Source organism: Acidimicrobiales bacterium (assembly GCA_035547835.1).
Lineage (GTDB): Bacteria > Actinomycetota > Acidimicrobiia > Acidimicrobiales > Iamiaceae > DASZTW01.
Genome location: DASZTW010000019.1, coordinates 19,340 through 33,375 on the forward strand (window position 1 = coordinate 19,340; position 14,036 = coordinate 33,375).

At 70.2% G+C, this 14,036-nt stretch carries 12 protein-coding genes; 7 read left to right on the forward strand and 5 right to left on the reverse strand.

Annotated elements, in window-relative coordinates:
- Positions 1 to 65 precede the first annotated feature (65 nt).
- Together VHA73_14880 and VHA73_14885 are read left to right on the forward strand one after the other, a co-directional pair.
- On the forward strand, positions 66 to 896 hold the full coding sequence (locus VHA73_14880; GenBank protein ID HVX19309.1) for an enoyl-CoA hydratase-related protein: 831 nt from the start codon (positions 66 to 68) through the stop codon (positions 894 to 896).
- Positions 893 to 2,410 carry a carboxyl transferase domain-containing protein gene (locus tag VHA73_14885; GenBank protein ID HVX19310.1) on the forward strand — a complete coding sequence of 506 codons (1,518 nt, stop codon included), beginning with the start codon at positions 893 to 895 and terminating at the stop codon, positions 2,408 to 2,410. Before VHA73_14880 ends, VHA73_14885 begins: the two co-directional genes overlap by 4 nt.
- 30 nt (positions 2,411 to 2,440) lie before the next feature.
- Here VHA73_14885 and VHA73_14890 read toward each other — a convergent pair whose 3' ends face one another.
- Both VHA73_14890 and VHA73_14895 read right to left on the reverse strand, forming a co-directional pair.
- On the reverse strand, positions 2,441 to 3,223 hold the full coding sequence (locus VHA73_14890) for an SDR family oxidoreductase (GenBank protein HVX19311.1): 783 nt from the start codon (positions 3,221 to 3,223) through the stop codon (positions 2,441 to 2,443).
- 67 nt (positions 3,224 to 3,290) lie between these two features.
- Complete coding sequence (locus VHA73_14895; protein HVX19312.1) at positions 3,291 to 4,142, reverse strand: hypothetical protein; 852 nt, start codon at positions 4,140 to 4,142, stop codon at positions 3,291 to 3,293.
- 141 nt (positions 4,143 to 4,283) lie between these two features.
- Here VHA73_14895 and VHA73_14900 point away from each other — a divergent pair, with 141 nt between their 5' ends.
- From VHA73_14900 to VHA73_14915, 4 genes are read left to right on the forward strand one after another with little or no spacing between them, the layout of a single operon-like run.
- On the forward strand, positions 4,284 to 4,925 hold the full coding sequence (locus tag VHA73_14900) for a cysteine hydrolase (GenBank protein ID HVX19313.1): 642 nt from the start codon (positions 4,284 to 4,286) through the stop codon (positions 4,923 to 4,925).
- A complete protein-coding gene (locus VHA73_14905; protein HVX19314.1) occupies positions 4,922 to 6,430 on the forward strand; it encodes an AMP-binding protein in 1,509 nt (502 codons plus the stop codon). Before VHA73_14900 ends, VHA73_14905 begins: the two co-directional genes overlap by 4 nt.
- Positions 6,430 to 7,470 (forward strand): acyl-CoA dehydrogenase family protein, encoded by a 1,041-nt coding sequence (locus VHA73_14910; protein HVX19315.1) that lies wholly within the window; start codon positions 6,430 to 6,432, stop codon positions 7,468 to 7,470. The genes VHA73_14905 and VHA73_14910 overlap by 1 nt, the downstream gene beginning before the upstream one ends.
- Position 7,471: 1 nt before the next feature.
- Positions 7,472 to 8,617 carry an acyl-CoA dehydrogenase family protein gene (locus tag VHA73_14915; GenBank protein ID HVX19316.1) on the forward strand — a complete coding sequence of 382 codons (1,146 nt, stop codon included), beginning with the start codon at positions 7,472 to 7,474 and terminating at the stop codon, positions 8,615 to 8,617.
- A gap of 9 nt (positions 8,618 to 8,626) precedes the next feature.
- Here VHA73_14915 and VHA73_14920 read toward each other — a convergent pair whose 3' ends face one another.
- Complete coding sequence (locus VHA73_14920; GenBank protein HVX19317.1) at positions 8,627 to 9,796, reverse strand: CoA transferase; 1,170 nt, start codon at positions 9,794 to 9,796, stop codon at positions 8,627 to 8,629.
- A gap of 194 nt (positions 9,797 to 9,990) precedes the next feature.
- On the opposite strand from VHA73_14920, the gene VHA73_14925 reads away from it, so the two are divergent.
- Positions 9,991 to 11,451 (forward strand): aldehyde dehydrogenase family protein, encoded by a 1,461-nt coding sequence (locus tag VHA73_14925; protein ID HVX19318.1) that lies wholly within the window; start codon positions 9,991 to 9,993, stop codon positions 11,449 to 11,451.
- A gap of 37 nt (positions 11,452 to 11,488) precedes the next feature.
- On the opposite strand, the gene VHA73_14930 is transcribed toward VHA73_14925, so the two are convergent.
- On the reverse strand, positions 11,489 to 12,778 hold the full coding sequence (locus VHA73_14930; GenBank protein ID HVX19319.1) for an acyl-CoA dehydrogenase family protein: 1,290 nt from the start codon (positions 12,776 to 12,778) through the stop codon (positions 11,489 to 11,491).
- Complete coding sequence (locus VHA73_14935) at positions 12,778 to 14,004, reverse strand: amidohydrolase family protein (protein ID HVX19320.1); 1,227 nt, start codon at positions 14,002 to 14,004, stop codon at positions 12,778 to 12,780. The genes VHA73_14930 and VHA73_14935 overlap by 1 nt, the downstream gene beginning before the upstream one ends.
- Positions 14,005 to 14,036: the final 32 nt, after the last annotated feature.

The following is a 14,036-nucleotide window of genomic DNA, read 5'->3' on the forward strand; positions in this document are numbered from 1 at the left end:
CGCAGTGGCGCCTGGGGCGCGGCAGCGCCTTGACGATGTCCGAGCAAAACGTATAGATGTCTCCCATGACCGCCGAGGGGCTCGCGTCGTTTCATCCCGACATCCACGTCGAGCGCGAGGGGCACCTCACGACCGTCACGCTCGACCGGCCCGCGTCGCGCAACGCCTGCAACGGCGACATGTGGGTTGCGTTGGGCGCCACGTTCCAGCAGCTCGGCACGTCCGGTGCCAGGGTGGTGGTCCTCACCGGTGCGGGTGGCAACTTCTGCAGCGGGGCCGACTTGACCCCCTCGACGGCCCCCAGCGGAGGCGCTGGTGGGCGAGGTGGGGGATCGGCCACCGCCAACAACCTCGACGGCATGCGCGTGCTGGCCGACGTGGTGCTGGCGGTCCATCGCTGCCCGGTGCCTGTCGTGGCGAAAGTCGACGGTCTGTGCGTCGGCGCCGGCCTCGGTCTCGCGCTGGCCGCCGACCTCACCTGGTCCTCGGATCGGGCGCGCTTTTGCGCCATCTTCGCCAAGCGCGGCCTGAGCATGGACTTCGGCACGTCCTGGTTGCTGCGTCAGCGCATCGGCGTGCACAAGGCGAAGGAGCTGGCGTTCACGTCCCGGATGTTGTCGGGCACCGAGGCCTTCGAGCTCGGGCTCGTCAACGCAGCCGTGCCGTTCGACGACCTCGACCGCGCGGTGCAAGAGGTGGTCGATCAGATCGCCGCAGGCCCGCCCATGGCCTTGTCGTTGACCAAGCGCGAGCTCGACGGCGCCGGCGCGTCGACGCTCGCTGAAGCGCTCGAGGTCGAGTCGCTGTCGCAGAGCATCAACATCCGCAGCGACGACATGCGAGAGGCGTTCACCGCCTATGCCGAGCGTCGCGAGCCGAAGTTCACGGGTCGATGAGCGGCGCCGACCTGCAACCCGACGAGTCCGAGGGTTGGGACGGGGTCCTCGGCGAGCTCGCGCGGCGCCGCGAGGTGTCGAGGGCGATGGGCGGAGCGGAGCGCCTGCGAAAGCACCGCGAGGCCGGCAAGCTCGACGCTCGCGCGCGGGTCGACCACCTTCTCGACCCCGGTTCGTTCCTCGAGTTGGGGACCCTGGTCGGCGGCGAGGACAACCCGGCCGACGCGGTGGTGATGGGCTCGGGCCGCATCGACGGCCGGCCGGTCATGGTCGCGGCCGAGGACTTCACCGTGAAGGCGGGCACGATCAGCCAAGCGGCCAACTCCAAGCGCTATCGCGTGGCCGAGATCGCCGCCCGCGACCGGGTGCCGTTGGTGATGATGCTGGAGGGGGCGGGATTTCGGGCCGACGGCAAGCCGCACGCCCGAACGCCCACCGACCTGCTCGCGCAAGCGCGCTGTTCCGGCCAGGTCCCGCTGGTCACCGCCGTGCTCGGTGCCTCGGCCGGCCACGGCGCACTGGTCGCGCCAATGTCGGATTTCACGGTGATGTCGGCCCACGCATCGATCTTCACGGCCGGCCCACCGGTGGTGTACGAATCCCTGCGCGAGACCATCTCCAAGGAGGACTTGGGCGGGCCGTCGGTGGCACTGACCAGCGGTCTGGTGCACAACGGCGCGGCCGACGACGCCGCCGCGCTCGACCTCGTCCGTGCGTACTTGCGCTACTTCCCGTCGTCCGCGTGGTCGTACCCGCCGTCGCTCGAAGGTGGCGACGACGCGCCGAGGTCGGTCGACGAGATCCTCGAGATCGTCCCGCGCAACGGTCGGCGCATCTATGACATGCACGACGTCGTCGACGTCGTGTTCGACGAGGACTCGGTGTTCGAAGTGCAACCCGACTTCGGGCGATCCGTGCTGTGCGCGCTGTGCCGCCTGGGCGGGCACCCGGTGGCAGTGGTGGCCAACCAACCCCAGGTGCTCGCCGGCTCCATCGACGCCGCCGGCGCCGACAAGGCGGCGCACTTCATCACCGTGGCCGACTCGTTCCACGTACCGTTGATCTTCTTGTCGGACAACCCGGGAGTCCTGCCCGGCAGCCAGTCCGAGCGGGCCGGGATCTTGCGCAGCGGCGCACGCATGTACGCCGCCCAGACGCTCGCGACCTGCCCGAAGTTCGAGGTCACGGTGCGCAAGGCGTACGGCTTCGGGTCGATGGTGATGGGCATGATCCCGTTCGACGGGCAGTCCGGCGTCTTCGCGTTCCCGGGGGCGACGATGGGCGCGATGGGCGCGGCGGCCATGAGCCGGGCCAAGGGGTCCGACGCCGACGAAGCTGCGTGGTTGCGAGCGATGGAAGTCGAAGCGTCGTTCCGCTCGGCCAAGACGCTCGGGTTCGACGAGCTCATCGACCCGCGCGAGATCCGCAACGTGTTGCTGCACTCGCTGGAGCGGGCGTTGTACAGCCGCCAAGCCGCCCCCGAACCGAAAGCCCGGGTGGGCATCAACCCCTGAGCGTGCCGACGCCCGCCCGGCGGGCCGGGGTCAGGACAGCAAACCGAGCATGTCGGGGTAGCGCTTGGTGTGCGCGGCGCGGTCGACCAGGTGGAGCTGCCCCGAGATCGACGCCGACTCGTCGGACGCCAGGAACGTCACCAGGTTCGCCACGTCGTCGGGGCTGGTGTGGGTCGCGACCGGCGCGTTCTCGTCGAACTCGGTGACGAGCTGGGGCAAGAGCCACATCGCTTCGGTCAGCGGCGTGCGGACCAGCCCGGGACCGATGCTGTTCACCCGGATGCGGCGGGGTCCCAGCTCCATCGCCGCCACCTCCGCGAGCATGGCCAGCGCGGCCTTGGAGCAGCAGTACGCGCTCATGCCACCGGCCGCCTGCACGGCGTTCAGGCTGGCGGTGACGATGATCGAGCCGCCGTCGGTGAGGCGTTGGCCGGCGTGCTTCACCGTCAGCAACGGACCGAGCAGGTTGACCTCGATCACGTTCATCCACTCGGCCGCGTCGACGGCCAGGATCGGGGCGAAGGACCCGATCCCCGCGTTGGCGAAGGCGATGTCGAGGCCGCCGAGCTCGTCGACGGCGGTCTGGGTCAGCGCTTCGACGTCGCCCTCGACCCGCACGTCGCAGCGGCGGGTGACCACGGCCGATCCCAACTCGGTGGCCACGGCATCCAGACGGTCCGCGTCGAGGTCGCCGATGACCACGCGGGCGCCCTCGGCGACGAAGCGTCGCGCGGTGGCGAGCCCGATACCGGACGCACCACCGGTGATCAGCGCGCGCTTGTCGGGCAGGCGGGGAGCGAGGGACGTGGCCATCGTGGCACCTCCAGCGGTGGATTGGACGGAAGGATCGACGGGCGCTGACGGGATCCGTCGGTGACGGTCAGGCGACGGCGCAGAACTGGTAGGAGGCGCTGGTGATGGGCCGGTCGCCGGCGCCTTCGTCGTGGACGGTCACGCGGCAACCCACCAGGTCGCCGACTCGCGGGATCGGTTCGACCTCGGCCCGGAACGGACCGGTCTTGCCGCGTGCCAAGAACATGACGTGAGAGGAGAGCCCTTGCAGCTGGTCGGTGTCCGCCACGGCGTGGGCGGCGTCGAGGGCAGCGGTCTCCATCAACACGAACTGCGGCCCGAGGTGGAGCGCCGCGTCGGGCGACGCGAGGTCCTCGCGCAGGGGGCCCAGCTCCCAACGCCCGTCATGTCGCTGCGCGACGCCGAACACGTTCCACAGCGGCGGCAGGTCGGGGGAGTCCTGCACCTCGATCGGCGACGTGTCCATCTTCTGCAGACCCGCCGGGGGGACGCCGATGCTGATCCCTTGGCCCTCGGTGAGGGCGAGGATCCGTTCGGGGCGGTCGGCGTCGACGATGCGCGAGCGGCTGTAACCCATCTGGCGTCCCTGCTTCAGCACCTCACTCCGGACTTCTATCCGCGCGACGTCATGGCCGGGGTCGATCACCTGACAGGAGTGGACGACAGGGTTCGGCACTGCCTCGAGGTCGGACATGCCACCGCCCTCGGGTGAGCAGATCCCGATGACGGCGAGCAGCAGGCCGCCGGTCGCATTGCGCATGTCGCGCCGCACGACGACGGTGTCATCGATCGGTCCGACGTCCATCGATGCGTAGCGTCGACCGAGGTAGCGGTAGCTGAGCAACCCACCCCATCGGCGGCGCAACTCGGCGGCGTACGCTTCCTGCGTGTCGGACAGCTCTCGGATGTCGCGCAGCACCTCAGCCTCCTTCGCACCGCGCCGGCGGGCGCGTCGCCACCGTAGCCCCGAAGGGTCAACCGGGTGGGTGGAGAGATCTAGATGTTTGTTTGGTAGCTTCCGGCCGTGATGGCGACCTCGCCGAAGACCGGAGGCGGCTGAGTGCCGGCACCAGACCTGCGCCAACTGCTCGATCCGGCCCACACGGCGATCGTCACCCAAGAGTGCCAAGGTGCGGTTGTCGGCCCCGACGCGGGGCTCCGCCAGCTCGCGGACGAAGCCGAACGGGAGTGCCTGCCGAACCTCGCGCGGCTGCTGCCGGTCGCCCGAGCTGCCGGTGTCGCCGTGGTCCACTGCTTGTTCCACCGACGGTCAGACGGTCGCGGGGGCAACCACAACGCGCGGCTGTTCGCCGCCACGGCCGGGTTGGATCTCGACATGACACCGGGGAGCCCGGGCGGGTCGCTCGTGCCCGAGCTCGGCCCCGACCCGTCCGACCTCGTGCTCACGAGGTTCCACGGCGTGGGCCCGATGGGCGGCACCGACCTCGATGCCGTGTTGCGCAACTTGGGCGTCGCCACGATCGTGGCCACCGGCGTGTCCGTGAACGTCGCCATCACCAACTTGGTGATGGACGCGGTCAACGCCGGCTACCAGGTGGTGGTACCGCGCGACGCAGTGGCCGGCGTGCCATCGGCCTACGCCGACGCCGTGATCGACAACACGCTGGCGCTGCTCGCCACCATCACCACCACCGCCGATCTCGTCGCGCATTGGTCCTCGACATCGACGGACGGACGTTGACGGCGATCGATGCCGGCGGGAGCGCCGGCACGTTCTGGGCCCTGGTGGAAGCGGCGGCCGTCGACCGTCCGGATTCGGTCATCCTGTCCGACGACCACGGTCGCTCGCTCACCACGGCGGGGTACCGCGATGCGGCGATGCGCGCGGCGGCCGGCCTCGCCGGCCACGGCGTCGGGCCGGGAACGGTCGTGTCGTGGCAACTCCCCACCACACTCGAAGCAGCCGTGCTCATGGCGGCGCTCGCCGGGCTCGGCGCGGTGCAGAACCCGATCATCCCGGTGTTTCGCGAGCGCGAGATCGCGTTCATCGTGGAGCAGGTCGACACGGCGCTGCTGGTGGTGCCCGAGACGTGGCGTGGGTTCGACCATGGCGCGATGGCCAGGGCGACGGGTCGTCGCGTGCTGGCGCTCGATCTCGACGGCGAGCCCGGATCCGAGCTGCGGCTGCCCGAAGGTGACCCGGCCCACCTGACAGATCCGCCGCAATCGGCCACGGAGCGGCGCTGGGTGTACTACTCCTCCGGCACCACCGCAGACCCGAAGGGCGTCTGCCACCACGATGCCGGGCTGATCGCTTCGTCGAATGGGATGGTCGACGGGCTGGAGCTGGCGGAGGGCGATGTGTACCCGATCGCATGGCCTTTCGCCCACATCGGCGGGATCGCCATGCTGTCCGCCGTGTTGCGTGCCGGCGGAACGCTCGTGTTGTTCGACGTGTTCGACCCCGCCACCGTCGGCGAGCGGATGGCCGCGCACCAACCGACGATCCTCGGCTCGGCCACCCCGTTCTTCAACGCGTACCTCGCGGCCCAGCGCCGTCACGGGGCCGAGCCGCTGTTCCCGCGCTTGCGGGCGTGCGTGGCCGGTGGCGCGCCAACCCCTGCGGCGGTCAACCGCGAGGTCGCCGAGGTGCTCGGCGTCGACGGTGTGCTCGACGCCTGGGGTCTCACCGAGTTCCCCGTCGCCACCAGCGAGTCGCCGCGCGATCCGAACCCCGGCACCACCGTCGGCCGTCCGGTCACCGGCGTCGACGCGCGAGTGGTCGACGGAGAGCTGCGCTTGAAGGGGCCCCAGTGCTTCGTCGGCTACGTCGACGCGTCGCTCGACGCTGCCGCGTTCGACGGCGAGGGATGGTTCCGCACCGGTGACCTGGGCTCGGTCACCGCGGAAGGCCGGGTTCGTGTCGAGGGTCGCCTGAAGGACATCATCATTCGCAACGCCGAGAACATCTCGGCGCTCGAAGTGGAGGAAGCGCTGTTGTTGCACGAGTCGGTGGCCGACGTTGCTGTGCTCGGCGTGCCCGACGAGCGGACGGGCGAGCGGGTGTGTGCCGTCGTGGTCCCTGCCCCGGATGCCGAGCCGTCGCTCGACGGGCTGGTCGCCCACTGCCTCGACCACGGGCTGGCCCGCTTCAAGTGCCCCGAGCAGCTCGAGGTCGTCGAGGAGCTGCCCCGCAGCCCGATGGGCAAGGTGCAAAAGCGAGCCATCCGGATCGGGTCGCGCTGATGGATCTGGCGCCGAGTCCGGAACAGGAGGCGTTGGTCGCGTCGGTCCGAGGTGTGCTGTCGAAGCACTCGTCGCCCGATCAGGTTCGTGCCGCTGGGCCGCGGGGGTTCGACCCGGCGTTGTGGGACGCGCTCGGTGAGTTCGGGGTCGTGGCGATGGCCGTGCCCGAAGCTGCCGGGGGTTGGGGAGCGGGGCTGCTCGAACTGGCGCTGATCGCCGAACAAGTGGGCGCGTTCGTGGCGCCGGCCCCGGTCATCGAGACCCAGGTAGCCGCGCGGCTGCTGGCGGCGATCGCCGCGTCCGCATCGGGAGGCTCACCGGCCGCCGACGCGCTCGGGCGGGTGCTCGCTGGCTCCACCATGGTGACCTGGTCGCCGCGGCCGGTCGAGCCCGAGGTACCTTCGCTGGTGCCCGGCGCCGCTGTGGCCGACGCGGCGGTGCTGTTGCGAGGCGACGACCTGGTCCTGTTGCCGCTCGACGGCGCGGTCTCGGCGGTCGACAACCTCGCCGATGCGCCGCTCGCCGACGTGCGCGTGGGCGACGGCGCCGTCGTGCTCGCGCCGGGTGCGTCGGCCCACGAGCTGTTCGAGCGGGCGCTCGACGAGTGGCTGGTGTTGATCGCGGCCGCGCTGGTCGGGCTCGCGGCCACCGCCCACGAACAGACCTGCGAGTACGCCCGTGAGCGGATCGCCTGGGGTGTCCCGATCGGGACGTATCAGGGCGTCGCGCACCCGCTGGCGAACGACGCCACCGCGCTCGACGGCGCTCGGATCCTGGCCCGCAAAGCGGCTTGGGAGCTCGACCACGGCACGCCCCGCGGGCGCGAGCTGGCCGCGATGGCGTTCGGCTTCGCGTCGGAGACCTCGGCGCGGGTCACGTACGACGCCATCCACTTCCACGGCGGTTACGGCTTCATGGTGGAGCACGATGCGCCGCTGTACTACACGCGCGCCCGCGGCTGGCCTCGGATCTGGGGTGACGCGCGCAAGGCGCACCAGCGGGTGTCCCGAGCGCGCTACGGCGTGGGAGCGAGGACCTGACGTGGACTTCGAATGGGACCCCGCGCTCGATGCCTTCCGCGCGGAAGTCGAGGCATTCCTCGCCGACGCGCTGCCGCCAGAGCTGGCCGAACAAGTCCACCGCAGCGGTGTGTCACACGACGACGGCTTCGTCCGCCGGTTGGCCGAGCAACGTTGGGTCGGTCCCGACTGGCCCCGCGACGACGGGCGACCACCGCTCGGCCCGTACGAGATCTACGTCCTCGACCAGGTGATGACCGAGGCCGAGGCCCCCACGTACCTGATCACCACCACCGGCATGGTGGCGGCCGTGATCCGCACGGTGGGCTCCGACGACCTCAAGGCGGAGATCATCCCGCGGTTTCTCCGCGGTGACGTGCTGATCGCGCTCGGGCAGACCGAGCCCGAAGTGGGATCCGACGTCGGCTCGGTGCGCACCCGCGCCCGCCGCGACGGCGACCGCTGGGTCATCAACGGCCAGAAGATGTTCACCACCAATGCGCACGTGGCGGACTACATCTTCCTGCTCACCCGCAGCGACCCCGACGCACCCAAGCACGCCGGTCTCACGTTGTTCCTCGTGCCGCTCGACCACCCCGGCGTCGAGGTGCAGGCCGTGTTCACGTTGTCGGGCGAACGCACCAACATCGTGTTCTTGAACGACGTCACCATCGACGACCGTTGGCGGGTCGGTCCGGCCAACGGCGGTTGGCGGGCGTTGATGCTGGCGCTGCAGGACGAGCACTCTGCCGCGTTCAGCCCGCACCTCGGCCGGTTCTTGCGCCACGCGGCGCAGTGGGCGCAGGACACGGATCGACTTGATGACCCCGACGTGCAAGCGCGCCTCGGCAAGTGGGCCACCGAGCTCGAAGTCGCCCAGCTCCTCGAGCTGCGCACCGCGTGGATGGAGGCCAACGGGCAGGTGCCGGTGGCCGAAGGACCGATGTCGAAGCTGTTCAGCACCGAAGCGATCGTGGGCGGCGCCGAGGACCTGCACGCCATGGTCGGGCCCGACGCACTGCGCCGCCGGCTCGACCCGACCGCCATCGGCGGCGGCCACGTGGAGCACGCCGTGCGCTTCTCGCCGGGAAGCACCATCTACGCGGGGACCAGCGAGATCCAGCGCAACATCATCGCCCGGCAGGCGTGCGGGCTGCCGCGCCCCTGACCGTCGCCGTCAACGCGGGTCGCGCTCGGCGAGCTCCGCGAGCACCTCGTCGGTGTGCTGGCCCAGCTCGGGCGCGATCGACGTCGGCCGGTTCGGCGTGCCGTGGAAGTCGGCGGGCGTCGCCACCATCGTCGTGGTCGTCGACCCGTCCGGCACCTCGACGGCGCTGCCGGCGGCGGCGAACTGCGGGTCGGCCACGAGATCCTCGAGGCTGTTGACCGGTGCCCAGAAGAAGTCGGGCTCCTCGGCGAAGCGTGCGGCCCACTCATCGAGCGGCTTGGTCGCGAACACCGCGTCGAGCTCCGCGATGAGCTCTTTGGCGTGCTCGAACCTGCCGCGGCCCGTGGCGAACCGCTCGTCGTCGAGCCACTCGGGGTGGCCGACCACACGCGCGAGGGGAGGCCAGTGGCGGTCGCCTTCGAGCCCCACGATCCAAAATCGCCGACCGTCACCGGCGACGTAGTTGTTCACGGTCGGGCTGCCCATCTTCGTTCGCTGCCCGCCTTGCACTTGCAGGCCCCACATCAGGTACACGTTCAAGTCGAACCCGATCGTGTACGCACCCTGGCGGAACAGCGACGTGGTGATGAGCTGTCCTTTGCCGGTGCGCCCGCGCGACACCAGGGCGGCGTTGATCATGGCGGCGCCGGTCATGGCCACGCTGTGGTCGCCCATGCCGCCACGTTGGAAGGGCGGGTCCTCGCCGGGTCGGCTCAACAGCCAGGCGATGCCCGAACGCGCCCACCACGCGGCGATGTCGTAGCCCGCGGCGTCGGCATCGGGCCCTTCGGTTCCGTAGCCGGTCATCAGCGCGTACACGAGGCGGTCGTTGCGGGCCAGCAGGGCGTCGGGGCCGAGGCCCGCACGCTCGAGCCCGGCTTTGCGGACGTTGGTCACGAACACGTCGGCTTCGTCGATCAGCGCCAACGCCGCCGCGCGGCCTTCGTCTGATGCCAAGTCGAGGACGACGCTGCGCTTGCCCCGGTTGTCGAGCTCGAACGGCGGGTTGGTCGGCAGGTCGCCGCCGAGGATCTTCGTGAACCCGCGGGCAGGGTCGCCGGACGGCGGCTCGATCTTCACCACCTCGGCGTCCCAATCGCACAGGATCCCGGCGGCCGCCGGCCCCGCGACCCACATTCCGAGCTCGACGACCCGGATTCCTTCGAGCGGTCCTGGCATGGTGCGAGCTCCCGTCTGACGATGACCGTTCTGGGCTGGAAATTACGCGTCCCAACGCGTCGAAAGCAGCCCAGAACGGAGGGGGTCGGTGCGCGGAAATCCCGCCTCCGCGATGCGATAGTGTCGCTCTCCAAAGGGGGCCGGATCGGGGGCAGACCGTGGATCCGGGCCGTCAGAGCTCACGAGGAGAGCTGATGCACGAAGAACGCATGCTGATCGACGGCAAGCTCGTCGAGGCCGAAGGCGGACGTACCTTCGAGAACATCAACCCCGCCACCGAGGACGTGCTCGGGACGGTGGCCGACGGTTCTCGGGCCGACATGGAGCGAGCGGTCGACGCGGCCCGCAACGCGTTCGACACCACCGACTGGGGCACGAACCGCGCGGCCCGCAAGGCGGCGATCTTGCAGCTGCAAGAAGCGATCGAGAGCGAGGTCGAAGATCTGCGTGCCGAACTGGTGGCCGAGGTCGGCTGCCCGGTGCTCAGCACGTACGGCCCGCAGCTCGACGCACCCTTGCGCGAGGCGTTGCGGTGGCCGGCCGACATGATCGACCAGTTCCCGTGGTCGCGCTCGCTCGGGCCCAAGGACGCCTTCGGCATGGGCCACGACTCCGAGCGTGAGGTCTGGAAGGAGCCGGTCGGGGTCGTCGGTGTCATCGTCCCGTGGAACTTCCCGATCGAGATCACACTCAACAAGCTCGGGCCGATCTTGGCCATGGGCAACACGTGCGTGCTGAAGCCGGCGCCCGACACTCCTTGGAACGCAACCCGTCTCGGGCGGCTGATCGCCGAAAAGACCGACATCCCGCCGGGCGTGATCAACATCGTGACCTCGTCGGACCACCTGGTGGGCGAAGTGCTGTCCACCTCGCCGAAGGTCGACATGGTGGCCTTCACCGGCTCCACCGCGACGGGCCGCCGCATCATGCAAGCGGCGTCGGCCACCGTGAAGCCCACGTTCCTCGAGCTCGGCGGCAAGTCCGTGAACTTGGTGCTCGAAGACGCCGACTTCGAATCGACGATCCCCATGGCCTCGATGGTGTGCATGCACGCCGGTCAGGGCTGTGCGATGCCCACCCGTCTCCTGGTGCCGAACTCCCGCTACGACGAGGCGATCGAGCTTGCGAAGGCGGGCTTCGCGGGCGTGGCGTACGGCGACCCCACCGACCCGTCGGTGCTGCAGGGCCCCCAAGTCTCCAAGAAGCAGCAGGACCGCGTGCTCGGCTACATCGAGAAGGGCAAGCAAGAGGGCGCCCGCGTCGTGGTCGGCGGTGGCATCCCGAAGGATCAGCCCAAAGGCTTCTTCGTGGAGCCGACGTTGTTCGCCGACGTGGAGTCGGGCATGACCATCGCGCAAGAGGAGATCTTCGGGCCGGTGCTGGTGGTGATCGGGTTCGACGACGATGACGACGCAGTCCGCATCGCGAACGACTCCGAGTACGGCTTGTCCGGCATGGTCACTTCCGGCGATCTCGAGCGAGCCAAGGGCATTGCCCGGCGCATCCGCACGGGCACGCTCGCGATCAACGGCGGCCTCTGGTACGGCGCGGACTCGCCGTTCGGCGGCTACAAGCAGTCCGGCGTCGGTCGCCAGTGCGGCCTCGAGGGCCTCGAGATCTTCACCGAGACCAAGTCGGTGGCCTGGCCCGCCTGATCGGTTCTGGCGTCAGCCGCGGGGTCGCAGCGTCGCGTCAGTCGCGGGGTCGCAGCGTCCGGAGGAACTCGCCGTAGGGCCCTTCTCTTCCGGGCACGTTGTCGCGGGGGAGGCCGAGTCCCTGCTCCGCGATCACGTTGCGCTGGATCTCGTCGGCTCCGCCGTAGATGCCCGACGCGGGCGAAAAGACCATCGACGTGGCGAAGCGGCCGCCTTCGACGCCGTCGGGCTCGGCCAACATGCCGTCAGCACCCAAGATGTGGATCGCCAAGTTGGCTGCGTCCTTGGTGATCCGGGTCTGCAGGATCTTGCCGAGGTTCGCGATGCCCTTCCCGCCGCCTCGCGCCGCCTCGGCTTTGGCGCGCTGCGCGTTCCACATGCCGAGCACCGTGTGGGTGTGGAGGCGGGCGAGGTCCTGGCGGACGTGCGGATCGGCCGTGCGGCCCTGCGCGGCGGCGAGGTCGATCAGCTCGGGCAGCTTCACGATCAAGTTGCCGTCGGGCGCGGGCTCCTGCGCGGCCTCGCCCGCGTTGCGGCCGAGGAAGCCGCCTTTGGGACCGGGGGGCGGGAACCCGGCGTGCGACCCGCCGGCGCCGATGCCCGAGCGCTCGAAGAACAACGTGGTCTGCGCCAGCTTCCAGCCGTTGCCCTCACCGCCGACCAGGTCGGCGTCGTCGCAGACCGCGTCGTCGAAGAACACCTCGTTGAACACGGACTCACCGGTCATCTCACGCAACGGCCGCACGGTGACGCCCGGCTGGTCGAGCGAGAACGCGAACCACGAGATCCCGGCGTGCTTGCGCGCGGAGAAGTCGGTGCGGGCGAGCAGCATCCCGTGGTCGCAGTCGCGGGCCATGCTGCTCCACACCTTCTGGCCGTTGATGACCCAGCGGTCGCCGTCGCGCTCGGCCCGTGTGGTGAGCCCGGCCAAGTCGGACCCGGCGCCAGGCTCGCTGAACAGCTGGCACCAGTTGGTCTGCCCGTCGAGGATCGGGGGCACGTGACGGGCGATCTGGTCGGCGGAGCCGTGCGTGAGGATCGTCGGCGCGGCCATCAGCAACCCCAGCCCGCCTGGCGGGCGCAGCGCCCCGTGGCGCACGAACTCCGATCGCACGGTGGTGGCCGCGTTGCGGGGCAGGCCGCGGCCGCCCTGCTCCGGCGGCAGGTGCGGCGCGGTCCAGCCGGCCTTGGCGACCAGGCGCCACCAGTCGTCGACCGACAGACCCGGGTCCCAGTTCTCATCGAGCCACGCATGCACTTCGGCCCGCAAGGCGTCGCGCCCGCCGGCAGGCGCGCTGGTCGACCCCTCGTGCGGCGGCGCAGCCATCAGAGCGCCTCGACGCCGAGCAGGTCGAGGGTGTTGGTCCGCATGATCTTGCGGGTCTCGTCCGCATCGAACGCGTGCAGTTCCTTGGTGAACTGCAAGGGCTCGGCCAATCCCTCGCCGTGGGGCCAGTCGCTGCCGAACAGCACCCGCTCGGTACCGATGAGGTCGGCGAGCGTCCGGATGTCCTCTTCGTAGTACGGCGTGACCCACACGTGCTCCCGGATCACGTCGAGCGGGTCGTGCGGGAACACCCACGGGGTCTGGTTGGCCTGCTTCTCGAGTCGCTTGGCGAGCAGTGCGACCCAGTCGGAGCCGTTCTCGATGCTGGCCACCCGCAGCGCAGGGTGCCGTTCGAACACGCCGTCGACGATCAGCGAGGCCATCGTGTCGTGGATGGCGCGGTCCGACACGAGGATCCGGCTCAAGATGTTCATCTTCCCGAAGGCCTCGAAGGAAGCCGACCCGCCCCACATGGTGGTGAACGCGTTGTAGCCGCTGTCGCCCAAGTGGAAGGCAGCCGGGATCGACGCCTCGGCCAGGCGCGCCCACACCGGGTCGTGGCGCTTGTGGCCGAGCGAGTACGACTTGCCGTGCTCGCCGGGCACCGGCGCGGGACGGATGTGCACGAGGCGGGCTCCCGCGGCGAGCACCCGGTCGATCTCGGCCCCGGCCGCGGCCGGGTCGGCCAGTGAGATCATCGGCGCGGCGACCAGTCGGTGGTCGGCGCCGTAGCCCCAGTCCTCCTCGAGCCACCGGTTGAACGCCGTGAGGCTCGCCATGGTGGCGCCGACGTCGTCCTTCAGCGCTTCCTCCACGCCGCACCCGAAGGTTGGGAACAGCAGCACCGCGTCGAGGCCCTGCTCGTCGAGCACCCGGAGGCGGGCGTCGCGGTCTTGGTACTCGGGCCGACCGTCGAGCGGCTCGACTTTCATGAGGGTGCGGGGGTCGACGCCTTCGGGGATCTGGCCTCGGAACAGCGGATCGATGCAGCCCGGTACGATGATCGGGTCGAACGTGGGGTTGGGGATGAAGCGGTTGACCCGGCCGCCCATCAGCACTTGCTGATGGCCCCGATCGTCGGTCAGCACCTGCACGCCGCGGTGGGCAATGGCCCGGTCGAGGTGGCGGGTGAACGCGTCGAGCGGCTCGTAGTAGTGGTTGTCCGCGTCGATCGGCGCGAAGTCGAGGTCCATGGCGTGGTCGCCCCCGTCGGTGATGCCGTGCACTGCCGTGTCCAGCGTACTGCTCCCTCGTCGAA

Excerpts from the sequence above, each read along its gene's own strand:
- VHA73_14880 (HVX19309.1), top strand. The coding sequence starts at position 66 with ATGACCGCCGAGGGGCTCGCGTCGTTTCATCCCGACATCCACGTCGAG.
- VHA73_14885 (HVX19310.1), top strand. The coding sequence starts at position 893 with ATGAGCGGCGCCGACCTGCAACCCGACGAGTCCGAGGGTTGGGACGGG.
- VHA73_14890 (HVX19311.1), bottom strand. The coding sequence starts at position 3,223 with ATGGCCACGTCCCTCGCTCCCCGCCTGCCCGACAAGCGCGCGCTGATC.
- VHA73_14910 (HVX19315.1), top strand. The coding sequence starts at position 6,430 with ATGGATCTGGCGCCGAGTCCGGAACAGGAGGCGTTGGTCGCGTCGGTC.
- VHA73_14920 (HVX19317.1), bottom strand. The coding sequence starts at position 9,796 with ATGCCAGGACCGCTCGAAGGAATCCGGGTCGTCGAGCTCGGAATGTGG.
- VHA73_14925 (HVX19318.1), top strand. The coding sequence starts at position 9,991 with ATGCACGAAGAACGCATGCTGATCGACGGCAAGCTCGTCGAGGCCGAA.
- VHA73_14930 (HVX19319.1), bottom strand. The coding sequence starts at position 12,778 with ATGGCTGCGCCGCCGCACGAGGGGTCGACCAGCGCGCCTGCCGGCGGG.